Origin of the sequence: Nocardia sp. NPDC051756 (genome assembly GCF_040681495.1) — a bacterium.
Classification (GTDB): Bacteria; Actinomycetota; Actinomycetes; order Mycobacteriales; family Mycobacteriaceae; genus Nocardia.
In genome coordinates this window covers 271,493-292,410 of record NZ_JBFAYV010000001.1, presented here as the reverse complement: position 1 = coordinate 292,410, position 20,918 = coordinate 271,493, and the positions used below count along the sequence as shown (strand labels likewise).

12 protein-coding genes are annotated in these 20,918 nt (G+C 68.3%); 8 read left to right on the top strand and 4 right to left on the bottom strand.

The features are described 5' to 3' along the window. Positions 1-154 precede the first annotated feature (154 nt). Genes AB0M22_RS01380 through AB0M22_RS01365 form a run of 4 tightly spaced genes read left to right on the top strand, consistent with a single transcriptional unit; the run spans position 155 to position 11,757 of the window. Positions 155-8,668 carry an amino acid adenylation domain-containing protein gene (locus AB0M22_RS01380; RefSeq protein ID WP_364719552.1) on the top strand — a complete coding sequence of 2,838 codons (8,514 nt, stop codon included), beginning with the start codon at positions 155-157 and terminating at the stop codon, positions 8,666-8,668. A 28-nt stretch (positions 8,669-8,696) separates the two neighbouring features. Then, entirely contained in the window at positions 8,697-9,695 is a 999-nt protein-coding gene (locus AB0M22_RS01375; protein ID WP_364719550.1) for an ABC transporter substrate-binding protein, read from the top strand. Then, entirely contained in the window at positions 9,692-10,921 is a 1,230-nt protein-coding gene (entS, locus tag AB0M22_RS01370) for an enterobactin transporter EntS (protein ID WP_364719548.1), read from the top strand. Before AB0M22_RS01375 ends, entS begins: the two co-directional genes overlap by 4 nt. Then, entirely contained in the window at positions 10,921-11,757 is an 837-nt protein-coding gene (locus AB0M22_RS01365) for a siderophore-interacting protein (protein WP_364719544.1), read from the top strand. Before entS ends, AB0M22_RS01365 begins: the two co-directional genes overlap by 1 nt. Positions 11,758-11,781: 24 nt before the next feature. Here the strand turns inward: AB0M22_RS01365 and AB0M22_RS01360 are convergent, their stop codons facing one another. Then, positions 11,782-12,738, bottom strand: coding sequence for a purine nucleoside permease (locus AB0M22_RS01360; protein WP_364719541.1), 957 nt, complete (start codon positions 12,736-12,738; stop codon positions 11,782-11,784). Positions 12,739-12,987: 249 nt separating this feature from the next. On the opposite strand from AB0M22_RS01360, the gene gndA reads away from it, so the two are divergent. Further along, entirely contained in the window at positions 12,988-14,442 is a 1,455-nt protein-coding gene (gene gndA / locus AB0M22_RS01355) for an NADP-dependent phosphogluconate dehydrogenase (RefSeq protein WP_364719539.1), read from the top strand. 64 nt (positions 14,443-14,506) lie between these two features. On the opposite strand, the gene AB0M22_RS01350 is transcribed toward gndA, so the two are convergent. Beyond that, entirely contained in the window at positions 14,507-14,968 is a 462-nt protein-coding gene (locus AB0M22_RS01350) for a hypothetical protein (protein WP_364719537.1), read from the bottom strand. Between the two features lie 451 nt (positions 14,969-15,419). On the opposite strand from AB0M22_RS01350, the gene AB0M22_RS01345 reads away from it, so the two are divergent. Both AB0M22_RS01345 and AB0M22_RS01340 read left to right on the top strand, forming a co-directional pair. Then, a complete protein-coding gene (locus AB0M22_RS01345) occupies positions 15,420-16,754 on the top strand; it encodes a S8 family serine peptidase (protein ID WP_364719535.1) in 1,335 nt (444 codons plus the stop codon). Between the two features lie 9 nt (positions 16,755-16,763). Continuing rightward, positions 16,764-17,015: a hypothetical protein gene (locus tag AB0M22_RS01340; protein ID WP_364719532.1), complete on the top strand. Its 252-nt coding sequence runs from the start codon at positions 16,764-16,766 to the stop codon at positions 17,013-17,015. Positions 17,016-17,081: 66 nt separating this feature from the next. Here AB0M22_RS01340 and AB0M22_RS01335 read toward each other — a convergent pair whose 3' ends face one another. Together AB0M22_RS01335 and AB0M22_RS01330 are read right to left on the bottom strand one after the other, a co-directional pair. Further along, the gene (locus AB0M22_RS01335) at positions 17,082-18,095 is read right to left on the bottom strand and encodes an alpha/beta hydrolase (RefSeq protein ID WP_364719530.1); all 1,014 of its coding nucleotides are present in this window, start codon (positions 18,093-18,095) and stop codon (positions 17,082-17,084) included. 295 nt (positions 18,096-18,390) lie between these two features. Continuing rightward, positions 18,391-19,239 carry an alpha/beta hydrolase gene (locus AB0M22_RS01330; RefSeq protein ID WP_364719528.1) on the bottom strand — a complete coding sequence of 283 codons (849 nt, stop codon included), beginning with the start codon at positions 19,237-19,239 and terminating at the stop codon, positions 18,391-18,393. Positions 19,240-19,863: 624 nt separating this feature from the next. Here AB0M22_RS01330 and AB0M22_RS01325 point away from each other — a divergent pair. After that, a complete protein-coding gene (locus AB0M22_RS01325; protein ID WP_364719526.1) occupies positions 19,864-20,904 on the top strand; it encodes a hypothetical protein in 1,041 nt (346 codons plus the stop codon). The last annotated feature ends 14 nt before the right edge of the window (positions 20,905-20,918 follow it).

Here is a 20,918-nt window from a genome sequence, read left to right as displayed (position 1 = left end):
CGGCATCGGGATATGACAGCTCCGGTGCCGTGGGCCGCTTTTTCCTATCGGAATTGAACTTAGGTTAACCTATCCTGTGTTCTCTCGCTGGACTCTCGTCGAGCCCGGGTGGACCGAGTAGGGGTCGCAACACGTCGACGGTGAAGGAGTTGCCATGGGACCGGTGGAACGGGACGACACGAGCGCAGGTCATCCCGGATTGCCGCTCACCGGCGCGCAACTGGGCATCTGGAACGCCCAGCGCCTCGACCCCGAATCGCTCAGCTACCTGGTCGGCGAGGTGCTCGAGATCTCCGCACCCGAGACCATCGACGTGGCCTTGCTGGACACCGCCATCCGCCGGACCATCGCCGAGACCGACACCATGCGACTACGGTTCAGCGACACCGCCGACGGCCCGCGCCAGCGGATCACCGACCTGGAACCCGAACTGCGTCCGCTCGTCGACCTGCGCGGCGAGACCGACCCGGTTGCCACCGCACACCGGCTGGTCGCGGCCGAACGCGAACGCTCGGCCACCGAGTGCCGCGCCATGGTCGACCGGCAGCTGTACACCTACACGCTGCTGCGCCTGACCGACCGCGACGTGTGGTGCATCCAGCTCTACCACCACCTGATCATCGACGGCTACAGCGCGGCCATGGTGTCGCGCCGGGTAGCCGCCCACTACACCGCGCTGCGCCGGGGCACCGACGCACCGCCGCCGCGGTGGGGCTCGTTCCGGACGCTCGTCGAGGAAGACCTCGACTACCGGGCGAGCCAAGCCCATCGGCACGACCGCGAGTACTGGCGCGATCGGCTCACCCCGTTGCCGTCGCTGGACGGGCGCGGCGCGGCGCCCGAGGGCGTTGTCGAGCAGACCCACGAGGCGCGCGCGATCCTCGACGCCGACCTGGTGGCCCGGATCAAGAACGCGGCCGCCGCGACCGGCATCACCTGGGCCGACGTACTCGTCGCCGGTTACGCGGGATTCGTGCACCGGCTGCTCGGTGAGACCGATGTGGTCATCGCCCTGCCGGTGATGGCGCGGGTCGGTAAGGTCGCGCTCACCACGCCGTCCATGGCGGTCAACGTGCTGCCGCTGCGGATTCCGGTGTCCGGCCAAGACCGCCTCGGCGAGCTCGGCAAGCGGGTGGCCGACGCGCTGCGCGAGGTGCGTGCCCACCAGCGTTTCCGCGGTGAGGATCTGGCGCGGGAGTTCGGCGGCACGCAGACCGGCGCGCTGCTGCACGGCATCGGCATCAATCTGAAGGCCTTCGACTTCGCGCTCGATTTCGACGGCGCCACCGGCATTCTGCGCAATGTCGCCGGTGGTCCGCCGGAGGATCTCGGCCTGACCGTCACGCCGCTGGCGCAGGACCGGATCCAGCTCGGGTTCGAGGTGGACGCGCGGTCGATCGACGCGCAGACGGCACACCGCCGGTTGGCCGCGCTGGTCCGGATGATCACCGAACTGGTCGACGACGCGGACCGGCACATCGGCGCGATCCCCCTGTACCCCACCGAGATCGGCGCGCGTATCGCCGTCGAGCGGGCCGGCGCGGCACTGCCGGGGCAACCCGCGGACGCGGTCGAGGTCTTCGACCGCATGGTCGCCGCGCGGCCGGACGACGTCGTGCTGGTCGGCGGCGGCGAGCAGGTCACCGCGGCCGAACTGGGTGCGCGGGTACACCGGCTGGCGCGATATCTGCGCGGCCGGGGCGTCGGTCCCGAGGACATCGTCGGCATCGCGCTGCCCCGCACCGTGGACATCGTGGTCGCCCTGCTCGCGGTGCGGCACGCGGGCGCGGCCTACCTCATGCTGGATCTCGGGCATCCGGCGCAGCGGCTCGCCGATATCGTCGACGACGCCGCGCCGGCGCTGATCCTGACCGGCGACGAGACCGTGGACACGGTGTTCGCCGATCGCTCCGACCAGCTGATCCGGCTGTCGGACAGCGTGATTCGGGAAGCCGTCGCCGAACTCGCGAGCGACCCTCTGACCGAGGCCGAACTCGCCGCGCCACGCTCGGACGCGCATCTCGCCTATGTGATCTACACCTCCGGCTCCACCGGAAAGCCCAAGGGCGTCCAGATCCCCTGCGGCGCAATGGCTCAGCTGCTCCATCACCATCTGTCGATCGACTACGCCGACGCGGCCGCGCGAGCGGGCGGACGGCAGCTGCACATTGCCCACACCTACTCCTTCGCCTTCGACGCGGCCCTGGACCAGCTGCTGTGGCTATGGGGCGGTCACCGGATCCACCTGTACGACACAGACATTCAGAAGGACGCCGCCGCACAGGTCACCGCCTTCGCCGCCGACCGGATCGATGTCGTCGACACCACCCCGTCGATGGCGACCGCCCTGATCGACAACGGGCTGCTCGGTGGCGCGCACCGTCCCGGACTGCTGCTCCTCGGTGGCGAGGCGACCCCGCCCGCGCTGTGGTCGGCGATCGTCGCCGCGGATGTGCCCGCCCGCAATATGTACGGCCCGACGGAAGCGACCGTCGACGCGCTCAGCGCGCCCCTGACCGGTGCGGTACCGCACGTCGGCGCTCCGCTGGCCGGAACCCGCGCCTATCTGCTCGACGGCGGGTTGCAACCCGTACCCGATGGCGAGATCGGCGAGTTGTATTTGGCCGGAACACAATTGGCGCGCGGCTATCTCGGCCGCGCCGCGCTGACGGCCGACCGTTTCATCGCCGACCCGTTCGCGGCGGGCGAGCGCATGTACCGCACCGGCGACCGGGCGCGCTGGCTGCCCGGCCATGGCTACGACTATCTCGGCCGCGCCGACCAGCAGATCAAAGTGCGCGGCTATCGCGTGGAATTGGGCGAGGTCGAGGCCGCGCTAGGTGCGCTGCCCGGCGTGGCGGCCGCGGCGGCCACCGTCCGCAAGGCCGGCGACAGCACCCGATTGGTCGGCTACCTGGTGCCCGAGACCGGCGGAACTCTCGACACCGACCAGCTGCGGCACCGGTTGACCACGATGGTTCCCGACCACCTGATCCCGTCGGCGCTCGTGCTGCTCGCCGCGCTGCCCACCACCGTGAACGGCAAGCTCGATCGGGCGGCGCTGCCTGCGCCCCAAGTGGTTTCGACCGGAAGACCGCCCCGCACCGAGGCGGAGCGCGCGGTCTGCGGTGTGGTCGCGGAGATACTCGGCGTCGCGCGGGTCAACGCCACCGACGACTTCTTCGGACTCGGCGGCGACAGCATCACCGCCATCGGCGTGAGCAGCCGATTGCGCGCCCTCGGATTGGCCGTCCAGCCGAAAACCCTACTTGCCCAGCGTGATCTGGCCACCATCGCCGCCGCGGCCCAATCCGTGGAGCACCGGGCAGACACCGCGGTACCGGACGAGGCCACCGGCCCGGTCCCGGTTCCACCCCTGGTGGGCGCGCTGCTGGAAGCGAACCCGGGCGGCGGCAATATCGCCGGATACGCCCAGTGGACCGCGCTGACCCTGCACGAGGACGTCTCGCTCGACCACCTGATCACCGGCCTGCAAACCCTGCTCGACCGCCACGACGCGCTACGGCTGGTGTTCGACGCGACCGGCACCGATCCCCGACTGGTGGTCGCGGAGGTCGGCGCGGTAAACGCGGCCGATCTGGTCCGCGAACTGGCGGTGCACGACCGACCTCGATCCGACGCGACGCTCATCGAACAGGTCGCGGCGGACTTGGCGGCGGAATTGGATCCCACAACGGGCATCGAGATCCGTGCCGCGCTGGTCCGGCTGACGCCGGACGCGGCCGACCGGCTCGTACTGGTTGCCAATCACCTTGTGGTCGATGGTGTTTCGTGGCGAATCCTGGTACCCGAGCTGTACGAGGCGTGCGTAGCGGCGCGGGACGGACGTCCGGCGCGGCTGCCGGCCAAGGGGAGTTCGTGGCGACGGCACGCCACGCTGCTCGCCGAGTCCGGCGCGACGGGCGGATACCGCCGGGAACTGGCGCACTGGCAGCACGCCCTCGGCGCCGACGCGGTCGCGGCGCTGGGCGATCGGCCGCTCGACCATGGCCTCGACCTCGTCGAGAGTGCGGTCCGTACCCGGACTTTCGCCGCACCGGAGATCTCCGACGCGCTGCTGAGCACCCTGCCCGCCGCGTATCGGGCGAAGACCGACGAGGTGCTGCTCGCGGCCCTCATGCTCGCGGTCAATGCCTGGCGGCACGAGCGGGGCGAGGCTCTCGAATCGGGCCGGCCGGTCACGGTCGAGGGGCACGGGCGCGAATCGCTGAGCGCGGATACCGATTTCGCGGGCACCATCGGCTGGTTCACCAGCGAGTACCCCGTGTGGACGCCCGCGACGGGTATCGACGACCCCGCCGGGCTGGCCGACGCCTTGTCCGGTGGCGCGGCGGCCGGGAGGCTGTTGCGCGCGGTCAAGGAGGCCAAGCGGGCGGTCCCCGGCAACGGGGTCGGCTACGGCGTGCTGCGCAGGCAAGACCCGGAAACGGCGCCGCTGCTCGGCTCGCGGCGGGCACCCGAGCTGCTGCTCAACTATCTCGGCCGCTTCGGCGGAGGCGCCGCCATCGGCTGGAGCCTGCCCGAACACGATGCGTTCGCGGTCACAGAGCCGCCGAAAAAAGCACTGACGGAAGTACTTTCGCTCAACGTCTTCGTGCACGAAGGCACTACCGCACAGTCGGGCGGACCCCGGATCGCCGTGGAGTGGACGGCCGCAGGACGGATTCTCGGGGCCGAGGCCGTCGCGCAGTTGCAGCGGCACTGGGAGATCGCGCTGGAGGCGTTCGCCGCGCACGCGGTGCTGTTCCAGGGCGGGCTGACGCCGTCGGATTGTCCGGGCACAGGGGTCTCGCAGGACGTCATCGACACGCTGGAGGCCGCGCACGGTCCGCTGGCCGAGTTGCTGCCGCTCTCGCCGTTGCAGGAAGGACTGCTGTTCCACGCGATTCGCGATGGCGCGGCGGACGTGTACACGTTGACCGCACGGGTCGACCTGCACGGTCCACTGGACGGGCAGCGGTTGTCGGCTGCCTTCGACACGGTGGTGCGTCGCCACCCCAATATGGCGGCGGCCTTCCATTACGCGGATCTGGACCAGCCGGTCCAGGCCATGCCGCGCACGGCGCGGATGCCGTGGCGGGAGATCGACCTGTCCGGATTGCCGCCGCGGACCGCGGTGGCCACCGCGGAGCGACTGGAGGCCGAGGCGACTCGGCATCGGTTCGTGGTGGATCGGTCACCGATGTTGCGCGCCACGCTGATTCGGCTGCCGGGTGACGAGCACCGGCTGGTGCTCAATACCCATCATCTGATCATCGACGGCTGGTCCACGCCGATCGTGCTGCGCGAATTGCTCGCCGCCTATCACGGTGACGAACTGCCCGCCCCGGCCCGGTACGGCGACTATCTCGCCTGGATCGGCACCCGGGATCACGGCGCGGTGCGCGCGGCCTGGGCCGAACGGCTGGCCGGGATCGCCGCGCCGACACTGGTGCGGGAGAACACCTTCCGGGACAGCGAGTTCTTCCAGCGGCCGATACCGCTGAGCCGGGAACTCGCGGCCGCGCTCGCCGAGCTCGGCCGTCGCCACAGCCTCACCATGAACACCCTCGTGCAGGGTGCGTGGGCCATGGCGTTGGCCGGACTCACCGGTCGCACCGATGTGGTGTTCGGCGCGACCGTCTCCGGGCGGCCCGCCGAGCTGGCCGGGGTGGAGGCCATGGTCGGGCTGTTCACCAACACCGTTCCGGTGCGCTGCACGCTGGACCCGGAGCGGGGCCTGCTCGATCAGCTGGCCGACTTGCAGGAAAAGCAGTTCGCCATGCAGGAATTCGATCACGCCGGCCTCGCGGAGATCGAGCGCATCGCCGGAATCGGGCAGCTGTTCGACACCCTCGTGGTGTTCGAGAACTTCCCCAATTCCGGTGCACGGCAACCGGAATCGCACGAGCTGCGCTTGGGCGCGTTCCACAACCACGGGGTCACGCATTACCCGATGACGCTGGTCGCGCCGCCGGCCGAGCAGCTGGAGCTGCTGATCGGCTATGACCGGGGCGGCATCACCGAGGCGACGCTGGCGTGGACCGCCGACCGGGTCGCCGCGATTCTGACCGAGATAACCGTCCAGGCGGACGTGCGCGCCGCGGAGTTCCTGGATCACCCGGTCCAGCAACAGGTATCGCCGCAAGGCTCGACCCTGGCCGACTGGGGCACGGAAGTCGATCCGGCCGCACCCGCCATCACCGCCGACAGCGTGACCATCGACTTCCGCGAGTTCGACGCCAGGGCCAACCGCCTCGCGCGGTACCTGATCGCCCAGGGCGTCGGTCCGGAATCGGTAGTGGCGGTGACCATTCCGCGCACGATCGACGCGGTGGTCGCCGCACACGCGATCTGCCGGGCGGGTGGGGTGTACCTGCCGATCGACGCCGAACAGCCCGCGCAACGCATCGAACGGATACTCGAAACCGCCGCTCCGACAGTCGTTCTGGACTCACTCGACGGGCTCGAGGTCGAAGAGTTCACCGCGGCCGAGGTCACCGACGCCGACCGCATCGCGCCACTGCGGCCCGCCAACTCCGCATATCTGCTGTTCACCTCCGGATCCACCGGCATGCCCAAGGGCGTCACCGTCTCGCACGCGGCGATCATCAACACTTTCGAGTGGTTGCAGCGGCTGGATCGGTTCGGGCCCGGCGACACCGTGCTGTACCGGACGCCGCCGGTGTTCGACGCGTCGCTGCTGGAGATCTTCCTGCCGCTGCACGTCGGCGCGCGAATCGTGCTGACCCGGCCGAACGGCCATCGCGACCCCTACTATCAGGCGAGACTCATGCGCGCGGAGCGGGTAACCGCCATTCAGATGACGAGCTCAATGCTCACGGTGCTCGCCGAGGAAGCCGATCTGACCGGGTACACCGACTTGCGCTGTGTCTACACCGGTGGTGAGGCACTGCCGCCCGCGACCGCACAGCGGATGCGCGCGCTCACCGGCACCGTGGTGCACAACCTGTACGGCCCGACCGAGGCCGCGGTGTGCATCACCCATCACGAGACCGCCGACGCCGACCTGCTGTCGGTGCCCATCGGTGTCCCGCCCACCGGCTGCGGTGTGCGGGTGCTGGACGAGCGGCTGCGGCCGGTGGCGGCCGGCGCGATCGGCGACCTGTACCTGACCGGCACCCAGCTGGCGCGTGGATATCTGTCCCGGCCGGACCTGACCGCCGGAGCATTCGTCGCGGACCCGTCCGGCAGCGGCGAACGGATGTACCGCACCGGCGATCTGGTGAAGTGGAACGCGGCGGGCGAACTCGACTACGTCGGGCGCGCGGACAGCCAGGTCAAGCTGCGCGGACAGCGCATCGAGCTCGGCGACATCGAATCGGCGCTGCTCACCTGCGCCGGCGTGGCGACCGCCGTGGTGCTGCTGCGCGAGGACACCCCGGGCGATCAGCGCCTGGCCGCGTATCTCATTCCCGGCTCCGGCGTCGAGCTCGACCCGGCGAGCGTGCGCGAGCAGCTGCGAACACTGCTGCCCGCGTACATGATTCCCGCCGCGTTCCTGGTGCTGGACCAGATTCCGCGCACCTCCAGCGACAAGATCGACCGCAAGGCGCTGCCGATCCCGGCGTACGAGACGGACGCCGTCGCGACGGAGGCGCAGTCCGTCGCCGAGGTGGCGTCGCCCGCAGTGCCGGTGACAGCGCCGCTGACTCCGGCGGCCGGAGTCACGGCAGGTCAGGTCGACGGGATTCGCGCGGCCATGGCCGCGGTGCTGTCGCTCCCCGAATTCGCCGCTGACGACGACTTCTTCGCGGCAGGCGGGCATTCGCTCAGCGCGGTCCGGCTGGTCGGCCGGCTCGGGCGCGCGGGCATCGCGGCGGTACTCGACGACGTGTTCGCGGCGCCGACTCCGCGGGCGCTGGCGGCACGACTCGGGGGCGCCGAACCGGGCGCGGCCGGGGTGATCGACGGGCTCGCCCTGCTCGGCAGCCGCCTCGATCATGTTCTGCCACTGCGGACCGGCGGCGCGGCCGCGCCCCTGTTCTGCGTGCACCCGGTGGGCGGCACGGCCTGGCAGTTCGGGCCGCTGGCCACGCTGTTGCGGGCCGACCGGCCGATCATCGGCTTGCAGCTGCCGACCCTGAGCGATCCCGACTTCGAGGTGCGTACCCTGGACGAGCTGGCACGGCACTACCTGGCCACCATCCGCCGGATCCAGCCGCAGGGGCCGTACCACCTGCTGGGCTACTCACTCGGCGGCAATATCGTGCACGCGCTGGCCGCCGCGCTCGAGGCCGGCGGTGACGCCGTCGCCTACGTCGGCCTGGTGGATTCGCATCCGCTGTCCAATCTCACCGAGCGGGCCGAACAGAGCCTCGCGGATCCGGCGCAGCTGGACCGGCTGCTACCCGAAATCCCGGAGGACGCACCGGAACTCGCGGCCGCCATTCGTGGTGCGGCCACCGTGCTGCTGCGCCTGGTCATCGGCTCCGAGTCGCCCCGCTACACCGGGCCGATGGCCCTGTACTCCGGTGACACCGGTACCGAACCCGAACGCGCCGAAGCCCAGATGACGGGCTGGCAGGCGGCGGGTGCCCGACTGGTGGTGCGCCGGCTTCCCTACTCGCACTTCGACATCGTGTCCCCGACCGGCTGGACCGAAGTCGCGGCGCTGCTCGACGTGGATCCCCGGATCCGCACCTGACCTCCCCCCAACAAGAAAGAAACTCTCCATGTCGCTGAACCGAAAGACGGCCCGCCTGCGTGCCGCCGTCGCACTGCTGATCCTCGCGCTCGTCGCGTTGGTGGCGGGCTGCAACAGCTCCACCACCGATGAATCGACCAAGTCCGGCACCCGAGAGGTGCAGACCGCCAAGGGCGCGGTCACCGTGCCCGCCGACCCGCAGCGCATCGTGGTGGTCAACGGCGTGCTCGCCGGATACCTCTACGACCTGGGCGCCAAGGTGAAGGCCGCGGATCCGCGCATCCTGGGCGTCACGATGAAGCCCGGTGAGTTCCCCGCGGCGTGGGCCGCCGATGCCAAGCAGCAGGGCACCGTGGCCGTGCCCTCCGGTGACGACATGAACCTGGAGTTCATCGCGGCGCAGCAGCCGGACCTGATCATCGGCGGCGGACCGGGCTACCCGGGCCAGCAGTCGATCAACAACTACGACAAGCTCACCGCCATCGCGCCCACCGCGCTGGTGCCGTCCAACGCCACCGACTGGCAGGACCAGCTGAAGGCGGTGGCCGACATCGTCGACCGCTCCGCGAAGGTGGACGGCCTGATCACCGCTTACAACGACAAGGTCGCGAAGGTGAAGGCCGGGATCAAGCTGCCGCAGGGCCAGGCCGCGGTGATGCAGTCGCGCAAGGACGGCAAGCCCACCCTGATCGCCCCCAACACCTCGCTGGCCACCCTGCTGTCCTCGGTCGGCATCACCATGGACGACAAGGTCGAGGCGAAGGCGGGCAACCCGGCCCGGCCCGCGGCCGGTGACTGGGTGAGCTTCAGCCCCGAACTGCTGAGCACGGTGGTCGACGCTCCGGTGCTGTTCGTGATCACCCTCGACGGCGGCCGCACCATCGCCCAGCTGAAGGAGGACCCGCTGCTGGCCAAGCTGCCCGCCTTCCAGAACGGCCAGCTCTACGAGCTGCCCGCGACCAGCCAGCGTCCGGACTACCGCACCGCCATGGCCACCCTCGACCTGCTGGCGGAGCGCTTCAAGTGACATCCTTCGGTGGCTTACTGATCGACACCTCGCCACTGCGAGCCAGCCGGGAGTTCCGCAATGCCTTTGCGGCCCGGCTGATCTCGGTGCTCGGTATCGGACTGCTCATGGTGGCACTGCCGGTGCAGGTCTACCAAGCCACCGGATCGTCACTGCACGTCGCCGGCGTCACGGCGGTCACCGCGGTCTCCCTGTTCGCCGGAAGTCTGGCGGGCGGGGTGATCGCGGACCGCTACGACCGGCGCGATGTCATCCAATGGGCGCGTAGCGCAGCCGGTTTCGGCTTCCTCGCGCTCGGCCTGAACGCACTGCTGCCGGATCCGTTCCTGGCCGTCATCTACGCCGCCGGCGTGGTGGACGGTCTGGCCGGCGGCGTCAGCGGATCGGCGCTGATGGCGCTGATCCCCAAGCTCGTCGGTCGGGAGAAGGTGGCCGCCGCGGGTGCGCTCACCTCGCTCACCACCGATCTCGGCACCATGGTCACCCCGGCAGTGGCCGGCCTGCTGATCGCGAAAAGTGGTGTAGCACTGGCCTTTTTCCTGTGTGCGGGCGCGACCGTCGCCACCGTGGGACTGATCCGGTCCATCGGACCGCAACCACCGCCACAGCGCGAGATCGCGCACCCACTGCGCGAACTCGCCATCGGCATCAAATTCGCGGCCAAGCACAAGGTCATCCGTGCGGCGCTGTTGACCGGCACGATCGCCATGCTGGTGAGCGGTCCGCTGGTGCTGCTGCCCGCGCTGGCCAACGACGAACTCGGGGTCGGCACAACAACTCTCGGCCTGCTCTACGCCGCACCGGGCGCCGGCGCGGTGCTGGGTTCGCTGACCAGCGGCTGGATCGGGCGCACCACGCGACCCGGCCGGGCGCTGCTGATCTCGATGGCGGTCATGCCGGTCGGCGTGATCGTCGCCGGACTCTGGCCGCATGCCGCGGTGGTCTTCCTCGGCCTGGCCGGATTCGGTCTGGCGCGGGCGTTGAATATCGTGCTGCGCTATACGATTCTGCAGCAGGAGTCCCCGGAGGAGCTGCGTGGCCGGCTCTCCGGTCTGCTCATGGTGCAGGCGGTGACCGGGACCGCGGTCGGCTCGATGGTGGCCGGTGTGGTCGGCCAATTCTTCGCGCCCGGAACCGCTCTGGTGATCTACGGGCTGTCCGTACTGGTTTTGGGCGGGTTGACGGCGCTCGCCGCCATGCCGCTGATGGGAAAGGAGAAGCCCTGATGGATCGCGCCGGTTATGCCGATCGCATCGTCGAGGTGCTGTCGGGCGCGCACGGGGCCAAGGTCGGATATCCGATCGGTCTGTGCGCGGTAGAGGTGGTGCGCACCGCACAGGTGGGCGCGGGCTTGATCCGCATTACCTTCGGCGGGACGGATCTTGCCGAATTCCACAGTTATGTGCCGGATGAGCATGTGCGACTGGTCTTCCCGGACGCCGACGGCGTACTGCGCCTGCCGCAGAAGGACGGGCTCTCCCTGGAGTGGGGCAAGCCGCGTCCGGTGTCGCGGGAGTACACCGTGCGGCGCTTCAGCGCCGAGGATCGCGAACTGGATATCGACTTCGCCGTGCATCCCGGCGGTCTCGCCTCGGATTGGGCGCTGGCCGCGGTCCCCGGCACCCCGATGCACATCGCCGGCCCGCCCGGCGGCGTGGTGGTGCCGAAGACCTACGACCGGTATCTGTTCGCCGGTGACATCACCGCGCTGCCCGCCATCGCGCGCTGGCTGGAATGGCTGCCTCGCGAGTCGGCCGGGTGGGCAGTCATCGAGGTACGCGGTCCGGAGGAAGAGATCCCCCTCGACCCACCCGCCGGCTTCGAGGTGCACTGGGTACACCGCGGCAACACCGCACCAGGCACCGGCGACGCCTTCGAGAAGACGCTGCGCGCCATCGAAGTGCCTGCCGGAGAACGGACTTACGTCTGGCTGGCCGGCGAATCGGGCGTGCTGAAGCCGCTGCGCCGCTGGGTGCGCAGCGACCTCGGCATCGACCCGAAGGACTACCTGATCGCCGGGTACTGGAAACGCGGCGTCGCCGACTACGACCATGACGAATAAGGCCGATCACCGGTACCAGTCCGCTCAACGAGCCGGCTGGTACCGGTTCTTCAGGAAGTAGTCGACGACCGTGCGGCCCACGGTGTAGCCGTTGTCGAGGGACAGACGGAAACCGGCGGACTGCTGTTCGAGGTGGTCGAGCACGCTTTGGCCCGGGTAGGGCTGATCGAAATTGCTCACCGTGCGCAAGGCCAGGTAGCGGTCGAGGTAGCCGTGGCGGTCGAGGACGGCGGCGGTGGCGTTGTCCTCCATCTGCGTGGTGCAGTAGTTGCCCTGGCCGTTGGTGCGGACGCCCATGATGTGGCGCGCGGTGTCGGAGAGTTCCTTGCCGGAGAACCAGTCGTCGCCGGTCATGGTGTCGCACTTGGTCACCGACGGCTTGCGGTCGCCTTGACCGAACTGGACGCGTTCGGCGGCGGCCTCGGGGCTGTCGGCGAGAGTCGCGTGTTCGGTGAGGCCGAACGCGGTGTCGATCAGCTGATCGTTGAGGCGATAGGCGGCGGTGTTGTAGTTCTCGACCGGGCGGTAGCCGTACGGCAGGCCAGGCGCTTCGGCCGGGATCAGGTGGTTGCCGAGGTCGAAGTCGACGACCCAGCGGGCCCAGGTCGCGGAGCCGAGGGTGGCCTGGTCCGGCGGCGCGCCCGCGGTGCCGACGGTGAGGAAGTGGGCGTTGGTGAAGTCGAGATTCGGGCTGTCCAACACGGCCATCATGGTGGCGGCGGCGTTGGCCTTGCCCTGCCCGGTCTCCGCGACGCACAGTCCGTCGTCGTTGCAGTGCACCGGCTTGTAGGAGGTGGGAACGTCCACGGTGATCGGCAGCGACTCGCGCTGCAACCACGGCTCGACCTCCGGGTCGAACATCGTGATGACCAGCACGCCGACCTTCACCGAGGCCGCGCTCGGCTCCCCGCCGCCGCAACCGGTCGCCATGGCGACCGTCGTGAACACCGTCAACGCGACTATCCAGCGACGTAGTGGCATCGGATGATCCTATGACAAGACCCCTTGCCGTCATCCCGTGGACCGCGGCCTACCTGAACGGCCGACAATCGTGAAAGGCCACCCATGTAGGTTGGACGGCAGGTTTTCTTGCGGCACAAGCGGAACCATCGAACCGTCGCTACCTGCGGTTTCGGTGCGCACGCTTGCTCGGGCGATCAGTTGTGCGCCCGGATGTCGAACAGTCGGTGGAGCGCGGCGAAGTCCGCGCCGAGTGAAAGGCCTTTCAGCATGACGTCATCGGCGGGATCGAACGCACGCGCCCACATCGGGGTCACCGGCCTCGCAGTGATGGGGAGCAATATCGCGCGCAACTTCGCCCGGCACGGACACACCGTCGCGCTGCACAACCGCAGCATCGCCAAGACCGACGCGCTGCTCGCGGCGCACGGCGACGAGGGTGACTTCGTCCGCACCGAGACGATCGAGGAGTTCGTCGGCGCGCTGCAGAAGCCGCGCCGGGTGCTGATCATGGTCAAGGCCGGCGATCCGACCGACGCGGTGATCGAGGAACTCGCCGCCGCGATGGACGAGGGCGACATCATCATCGACGGCGGCAACGCGCTGTTCACCGACACCATCCGCCGGGAGAAGTCGCTGAGCGAGCGCGGCCTGCACTTCGTCGGCGCGGGCATCTCCGGCGGCGAGGAGGGCGCCCTCAACGGTCCGGCCATCATGCCGGGCGGGCCCAAGGAGTCCTACGAGGTGCTCGGCCCGCTGCTGGAGTCGATCGCCGCACAGGTCGACGGCACCCCGTGCTGCACGCACATCGGGCCGGACGGCTCGGGCCACTTCGTGAAGATGGTGCACAACGGCATCGAGTACGCCGACATGCAGCTCATCGGCGAGGCCTACCACCTGCTCCGCGACGCCGTCGGCTACGACGCCAAGCAGATCGCCGACGTGTTCACCGGCTGGAACCAGGGCGAGCTGGAGAGCTACCTGGTCGAGATCACCGCCGAGGTGCTCAACCAGGTCGACGCCAAGACCGGCAAGCCGCTGGTCGACGTCATCCTCGACGCGGCCGAGCAGAAGGGCACCGGCCGCTGGACGGTCAAGGCGGCGCTCGATCTCGGCGTCCCGGTCACCGGCATCGCCGAGGCGGTGTTCGCCCGCGCGCTGTCCGGCGCCAAGGATCAGCGCCGCGCCGCCGTCGGCCTCGCCTCGGGGCGGCTCGCCGACAAGCCCACCGATGTCGAGCAGTTCACCAAGGACATCGAGCGCGCGCTGTACGCGTCCAAGGTGGTCGCCTACGCCCAGGGGTTCGACCAGATCGCCGCCGCCAGTACCGAATACGACTGGAACCTGCGCCCCGGCGACCTCGCCACCATCTGGCGCGGCGGCTGCATCATCCGCGCCCGCTTCCTCAACCGGATCAAGGACGCGTACGACACCAACGCGCAGCTGCCGAGCCTCATCCTCGACCCGTTCTTCCAGGAAGCCATCGAGAACGCCATCGACAGCTGGCGACGGGTGGTCGCGGCGGCCGTGCAGCTCGGCATCCCGGTCCCGGCCTTCGCCTCGTCGCTGGCCTACTACGACGGCCTGCGCGCCGAGCGCCTGCCCGCCGCCCTCACCCAGGCCCAGCGCGATTTCTTCGGCGCGCACACCTACGAGCGCATCGACCTGCCGGGCAAATACCACACGCTGTGGAGCGGTGACCGCAGCGAAATCCAGGCCGACTGATCAAGTCCGAACCGAGCGCCCGGCCGATCCATCGGCCGGGCGCTCGTCGTTTCGGCACGGCGGATCAGCTGACCTGGTACTCCGCGCTGCACTCGCCGTTGGTGTAGTTCTGGCCCTCGCCGTGGTTGAACACGCCCAGGTTGAACAGGACTCGGCCCGGCTTGGTCGGGATGCCGGTGACGGTCAGGGTGTTGTCGTGGCCTTTCACCTGCGCGGAGGTGTCGGCTACGCCGCTGCGGCCGGTGTCGAGATTCGCCCAGTTGACCGAGAATTTCTGGTCGTAGGCGAAATCCGTGCCCGCATCGGTGTGGACTTTCAGATCGACCGAGCCGTTGCCGGACGTCGCGAACACCTCGCTGGACGCCGGAGTTTGGAACGGCTCCACCGGGACCGGGTAACTTATCGTGCATATCGGCGCGGACGGGTCGTTCGGAGCGGCGAAGGCCGCGGGTGCGCCGGCGGCGGTCACGGCGAGGCAGGCGATCGCGGCAATCCGCAATAGGCCAGAGCGGGTTCCTGATTTCATCGAACCGTCCCATCAATCATCGAGATCTACCGGATGAACCTGGTTGCCACGGTGCCGAATAACGGTCGACAACGTCGGCAACCAGCACCAGGGTAGCGACCTTATCGGCACCGTGGCAATGTTCGAGAAATCGAAATACGCTCTAGCAAAAGGGATCTCGACTAGCAAGACCTCAATATATTTGGCGCACAGCATTTCTGGCGGTGACCTGCGCAGACGATACCGAACAACCCGCCAGGCAAGGCATCCGGCGCGGACAGCGCACCGCTGTCCGGTGTGTCTGATTCGATATTCGGCAAACCCGCCCGGGCACCGTACTGTGATCCGCGCCACGCTCTTCGGTGAAATTGCTGGCAGCTTGCAGTTACCCCGGTCGCCGTCGCGCATCGACACAGCCGCACTTTGCACGCCAGGCGCGAATTTTGCCGAACGGCGCGGCATCATGACAGATATGCGCGTACTTATTCAGCTTCGTCCGTCCGTCGATCTGATTACCGCAGTGGCCGATCGCGCGGTGCCGGTCGCCTCCGCCGATGTTGCCGGGCATCTGCCCGGGATCACCTTGGATCACGCCTACGCTCCGATCGCCGTGCCCAAATCCGTTCCCGCGGTGTCGAATACCGATCGGTTGCGCTATTCACTGGAACCGGCGGACGCGTCGGTGCTGGTCCGCGCGGAGATCGAGGATGACGGCATCGCGGACAGTGTGTCGCGATTGGCGACAGCGCGCGGGGTCACCGGAGTTTTCGCGGATCCGGTGATCCAGACCAACCTCACCTGCGGCGGCACGCCCGCGGTCGGCAACTGGCACGACGTCGAAACCCTGTTGCACCACAGCGATTTGGCGGCCGCGGGCCTGGACGGTAACGCGGTGGCCCTGGCCATCGTGGACACCGGCATCAACGCCGCGAAGGTCAAGCAGGTGCGCGGCGGATCGGTGACCATCGACAAGGCGCGCAGCTGGAATCCGTCCGGCGTCACCGGCACGGCCGGTGAGTTCCCGGTGGACCACGGCTCGATGTGCGCGTTCGACGCGCTCATCGCCGCACCGAAGGCGTCGCTGCTCGACCTCCCGGTCTTACAGAGCAGGCGGCAGGGCGGCTCGGTCATGGAGGGACTGCTCTCGGACGCGCTGGCCGGGTACGCCCACCTGCGTACCGTGCTCACCGACCAGCCCGCCGCCTCGCGGGCGCTGGTGATCAGCAACAGTTGGGGATCGTTCTCGCCCAGCTGGGACTTCCCCGTGGGGCAGCCGGGGAACTATTCCGACAACCCCGCGCACCCGTTCAACGTGATCGTCGGCTCGCTCGAGGCGGCCGGCGCCGACATCATCTTCGCCGCCGGTAATTGCGGGCGGGAGTGCCCGGACGGCCGCTGCGCCTACCCGAACAAGCCGATCGGCGGCGCCAATTCGCATCCGAGCGTGCTGTCCATCGCCGGCGTCGACACCGCGGGCCAGCGCGTCGGCTATTCCTCGCAGGGCCCCGGCCGCCTGACCGACCGCAAGCCGGATATCTGCGCCTACACCCATTTCCTCGGGTCGACGGCCTTCGGCGCCACCGAACCGGATACCGGCACGTCCGCGGCATGCCCGGTCGCGGCGGGCCTGGTCACCGCCATCCGGACCCAGTGGTCGGCGACCGAACTGCCGCCCGCTCAGCTACGAGAGCTGTTGCAGCGCACCGCGACCGCGCAGGCCGGGGGCTACAACTACGACTACGGATACGGCATCGCCGATGCCTCGGCGATCCTCGCGGAGCTGAATCGGACCGCCGCCCGCGCGTAACGTGGGGGCATGCCGCTGCTGACCGTTCGGCTCCCGCAGGAGGCGACCCTGGAGGCCGCCCTGCGGGAGTTGAAACTCACCGCTGACGATGTCGATACCGCCTACGGCCTGGTGGCCGTGGATCCGGCGAACGGTCTGTACGCCCTGCGGGTAACCGATGCCGCCGCGGCCCGGATGAGTTCGACCGGGACCGAGATCTTCGCCGACCCGCGCATCGAACCCGGCAACGGATCGGCCTTCGATCCGAAACCCCGTGCTTGAGAACAGGTTCCGAAACGACTGAGCCCGGTACCGACGGTCGTCGGCACCGGGCTCGGGTTCGGGTCGCTACCGGACGATCGAGTCCACCCAGTCGATGACGGCGGCGCGATACTCGGCGGTGTTGGGTGCGAGATTCACCGAATGCCCGGCACCGGGCAGCACGAAGGTGCGCAGCTTCGCGTCGGGACCGAAATACGGCGCCTCGGCCGCTTGCAGGGCCGCGCTGTCCGCGCAGATCGAGAAACCGGGCCCGCAGGACAGGATGTCCTTGCTGCCGTTGACCACCATGGTCGGCGCGGTGATGAGGCTGGACATGCCCGGCAGGGTGGACATCAGCCCGTCGGGATACTCGGTGAGCGAGAAGGTTTCCTTTGTCGCCTCGTCGGCGGCGACCACCTTCGGATCGAAGTTGTCCGGTCCGTAGAAATCCGCGGCGCGCGAGCCGGGCCGCGACACCAGGTAGCCGGGGTCATAGCCACGTCCGGCGAACGCCGGATCCTGGGCGGCCGGGTAGTAGGTGCCGATCACACCGAGCACCCCGGGCACATACAGCGTGTGTGAATATCCGGTGAGCAGCACGCCGTCGACGTCGTGATACTTGGTGGCCTCCATGACGGAGGTGCCTGAACTCAGCGAATGGCCGCCGGTGATGATCTTGCCGAACGGCTTCGCACCCGGCAGACCCTGCCGCAGTTGCTGCACGATGAGGTGCAGCGCTTCCGCGGTGGCCGTCGCCGTCAGGGTCGCGCTCGGCGGCCGAGTGCTCGCGCCGTTGCCGAGCCGGTCCACTATCAGCGTCGCGTAGCCCGCGCCGTTCATCGCGCGCCGGAAATTGTACGTCGCCGGTTCGTACTGGAAATCCCAGTAGGAGCCGTTGTAATTGGAGCCCGCCATCAACACCATGACGGCATCGGCCGGCCGGTCCGTCGGCTGGCACAGCTTGCCCGCCAGCGTTCCCTGCGGCACCGGGAAGGTGATCTCCTGGCAGCGATCCGGCGGCGAAACTTGGTCCGCCTGGGCAATACCCGGCGTCAGACAGAGCAGTGTGGACAGGACAAAAGCCCGTATCGAGGCCCGCACGCGACCCGCTCCCCTCGGAGTTATACGCGGATAACCACTTTGGCATCCTTGTTGAGTCATCAACCGGGAGGCTAACCCGCGCCTCGTTGATGCGCAATACCTATCGCGAAGATGTGGCTACTCTGTCCGTTTCGCTTCGCCGACGGAGATGCGTTGGCCCACTTGACAAACCGGCGACACCAGCCGGACTTCACTTTTCGGGCACACCGAGCGGCAACCGCCCGAGGGCGGGAGCCTTGACCGGCTCCCGCCCTCGGGGCTACCTGTTGCCTCCACCGAACCAGCGGCGCGGACCTCAGAACATCGACGCCAGCCAATCCCGCACTGCCGCTTGATAAGCGGCGGTATTCAGGGCGAGATTGACCGAATGCCCGCTCCCCGGCAATACGAAGGTGCGTAACCGGGCGGCCGAACTGAAATACGGCGCCTCCGCGGCGGCCAGGGACGCGGTGCTCGCGCACGCGTTCAGGCACAACCGATCTTCACTTCCGTTGACCACCATGACCGGCACGTTGATCAAGTTGGTCGCCGGCGGGAGGGTGGAGGTAAGACCATCGGGATACTCGGTCAGCGAGAAGACCTCCTTGGTCGCCTCGTCGGTGGCGAGCACCGCGGGGTCGTAATCACCGGCGCCGTAGAAATCACCCGCCCGAGTTCCGGGCCGGGTGGTCAGGTAGCCGGGGTCGTAGCCCTTTCCGGCAAATTGCGGGTCGCCGGCCGCCGGATAATAGGTGGCCACCACGCCGAGCGTGCCCAGCAGATTCAAACTATGCGAAAACCCGGTCAGCAGAACACCATCGACGTCGTGATGGGTGCTCGCCTCGATGACCGCGACACCCGAACTGAGCGAGTGGCCGCCGGTGATCACCTTGCTGAACGGTTGCACGCCGGGCAATCCCTGGCGCACCGCGCCGACGAGTTGATGCAGGGCGATGACCGAACCGGTCGCCGTCAGCACCGCGCTCGGCGGCCGGGTGCTCGCGCCGTTGCCGAAGCGGTCGACGACCAGCGTCGCGTAGCCCGCGGCGTTCATCGCGCGCCGAAAGTTATATGTCTCAGGGGCGTACGGGAAGTCCCAATAGGTGTGGTTGTAATTGGAGCCCGGCATCAACACCAGGACGGTGCTGGTCGGTGTCGCCGGCATACATAATTTTGCAGCCAAAGTGCCAGTCGGGGGAACGGAGAATGAAATCGCGGTGCAGCTGCCCGGTGGTGAGGTGTCGTCGGCGTGGGCTACCACCGGAACCAGACACAGAATTGATGACACGACAAACACTTTTAAGAAGGCCCGCACGAGACGCGCTCCCCTCGGAGTTACACGAGGATAACCACTTTGGCATCCTGATTCAGTTGTAGGTCCGGAGGTTAGACCGCCGACCGGCCGACCCGCAACGGTTATCGAAAAAGATTTGAATACTCGTTACCGTCGCCACCACCGACGGACTTACATTGCCGCACTTGATAAATCACGACATTTCAGTTGGACAGACGCTCAACTATTGATCAGCGGAATGAGTTTCACGATGTCGACCCCGGAAGCGCCCGGATTGATCACCCCGGCAACGACTTCGAACGTACGTGCGCCGAGCGGGTAACCCATGCTTCGAACCATCGTTCGGCGAATAATGTTACCCATCAACATGATTCGCGGCGCAGATGAGGTAGGGCGCGCACTCCGCCGCCCGCCGGATGTCACAGTACGACAACGAGTCGTACCGGACCGCGCACAGGATCGCGCTCAGCAAACCGTCGGTCTAGTATCCGACCCATGAGTACGCGAGCGGTGCACTTCGTCGGGAGTTTTCCAGCGGAGAGCACAGACGCCGCGATGAGAGCGATGCTGGACAGCGTGGGTCCGCAGCTACGAACGCTGCCCACCGGCGAGACGTGGCGCTACGAGTTCTACATCCGCCCCATCATCGAAGATCTGGTGAATCAAGGCGCGCTGGAATCGAAGCGACCTGGCCAGTGGCGCACCAGCCGGGAACGGACTATCTATCGGCCCGCGGGCGGTAAGAAACTCACCGGCGACATGATGGATCTCGGATATTTCCGCGAAGCGCAGGAAGCAGCCCCGGTATTCGACGCACTCCGCACGGAGCGGGATTTGTCCGGTGTCACACTCCAACTGGGGATGGCAACCGATTTCACGATGGCGTTCGTCGCACTCGGCCCCAAGGGTGTGTGGCAAAGCAAGCAGGCCTTCACCGATGCCACCGTGCGCGACATAGTGGCGATCCGTGAATTGATCGGTGACGACGTCGTCATCCAGCTCGAGGCAACCGCGGAACTGCTGCTGATGGCCAAGACCCAGCCGCTGCACCGGCTCCTCGATCGCGCGTTCGGCATCGGGCGCGGCATCGCCGAGATTGCCGCGGCGTCCCCACCCGGCACCCGCTTCGGCGTGCACCTGTGCCTCGGCAGCATGAACAACAAGGCCCGCGCCACATTGCGCACCATGCGGCCCGCCGTGGACCTGGCGAATTCGATCGTGCGGCACTGGCCAGCGGATCGCACCCTGACGTTCGTGCACGCACCGCTCGCCGCGGGTGACATCCCACCGTCCACGAGCCCGAAATTCTATGCGCCCCTTGCGAAGCTGGCGCTACCCGAGGGCACCGCCTTCTATGCGGGCATGGTGCACGAGAGCCCGACCGAGTCGGAGCAACTGCACACATTGCAGATGATCGAGCACGCGCTCGGCCGGCCGGTCGACGGCGTGGCCACCGCGTGCGGCCTCGGCCGCCGCCCACGCACGGTCGCCGACGCGCTCATGGCGCGAGCGAATACACTTGCCGCCAAAGGGTGATTCGGTGCGCGGGC

Bases quoted from the DNA above. Each gene is read 5' to 3' on its own strand.
- AB0M22_RS01380 (WP_364719552.1), top strand. From the start codon at position 155: ATGGGACCGGTGGAACGGGACGACACGAGCGCAGGTCATCCCGGATTG.
- AB0M22_RS01375 (WP_364719550.1), top strand. From the start codon at position 8,697: ATGTCGCTGAACCGAAAGACGGCCCGCCTGCGTGCCGCCGTCGCACTG.
- AB0M22_RS01365 (WP_364719544.1), top strand. From the start codon at position 10,921: ATGGATCGCGCCGGTTATGCCGATCGCATCGTCGAGGTGCTGTCGGGC.
- AB0M22_RS01360 (WP_364719541.1), bottom strand. From the start codon at position 12,738: ATGCCACTACGTCGCTGGATAGTCGCGTTGACGGTGTTCACGACGGTC.
- gndA (WP_364719539.1), top strand. From the start codon at position 12,988: ATGACGTCATCGGCGGGATCGAACGCACGCGCCCACATCGGGGTCACC.
- AB0M22_RS01350 (WP_364719537.1), bottom strand. From the start codon at position 14,968: ATGAAATCAGGAACCCGCTCTGGCCTATTGCGGATTGCCGCGATCGCC.
- AB0M22_RS01345 (WP_364719535.1), top strand. From the start codon at position 15,420: ATGCGCGTACTTATTCAGCTTCGTCCGTCCGTCGATCTGATTACCGCA.
- AB0M22_RS01340 (WP_364719532.1), top strand. From the start codon at position 16,764: ATGCCGCTGCTGACCGTTCGGCTCCCGCAGGAGGCGACCCTGGAGGCC.
- AB0M22_RS01330 (WP_364719528.1), bottom strand. From the start codon at position 19,239: ATGCCGGCGACACCGACCAGCACCGTCCTGGTGTTGATGCCGGGCTCC.
- AB0M22_RS01325 (WP_364719526.1), top strand. From the start codon at position 19,864: ATGAGTACGCGAGCGGTGCACTTCGTCGGGAGTTTTCCAGCGGAGAGC.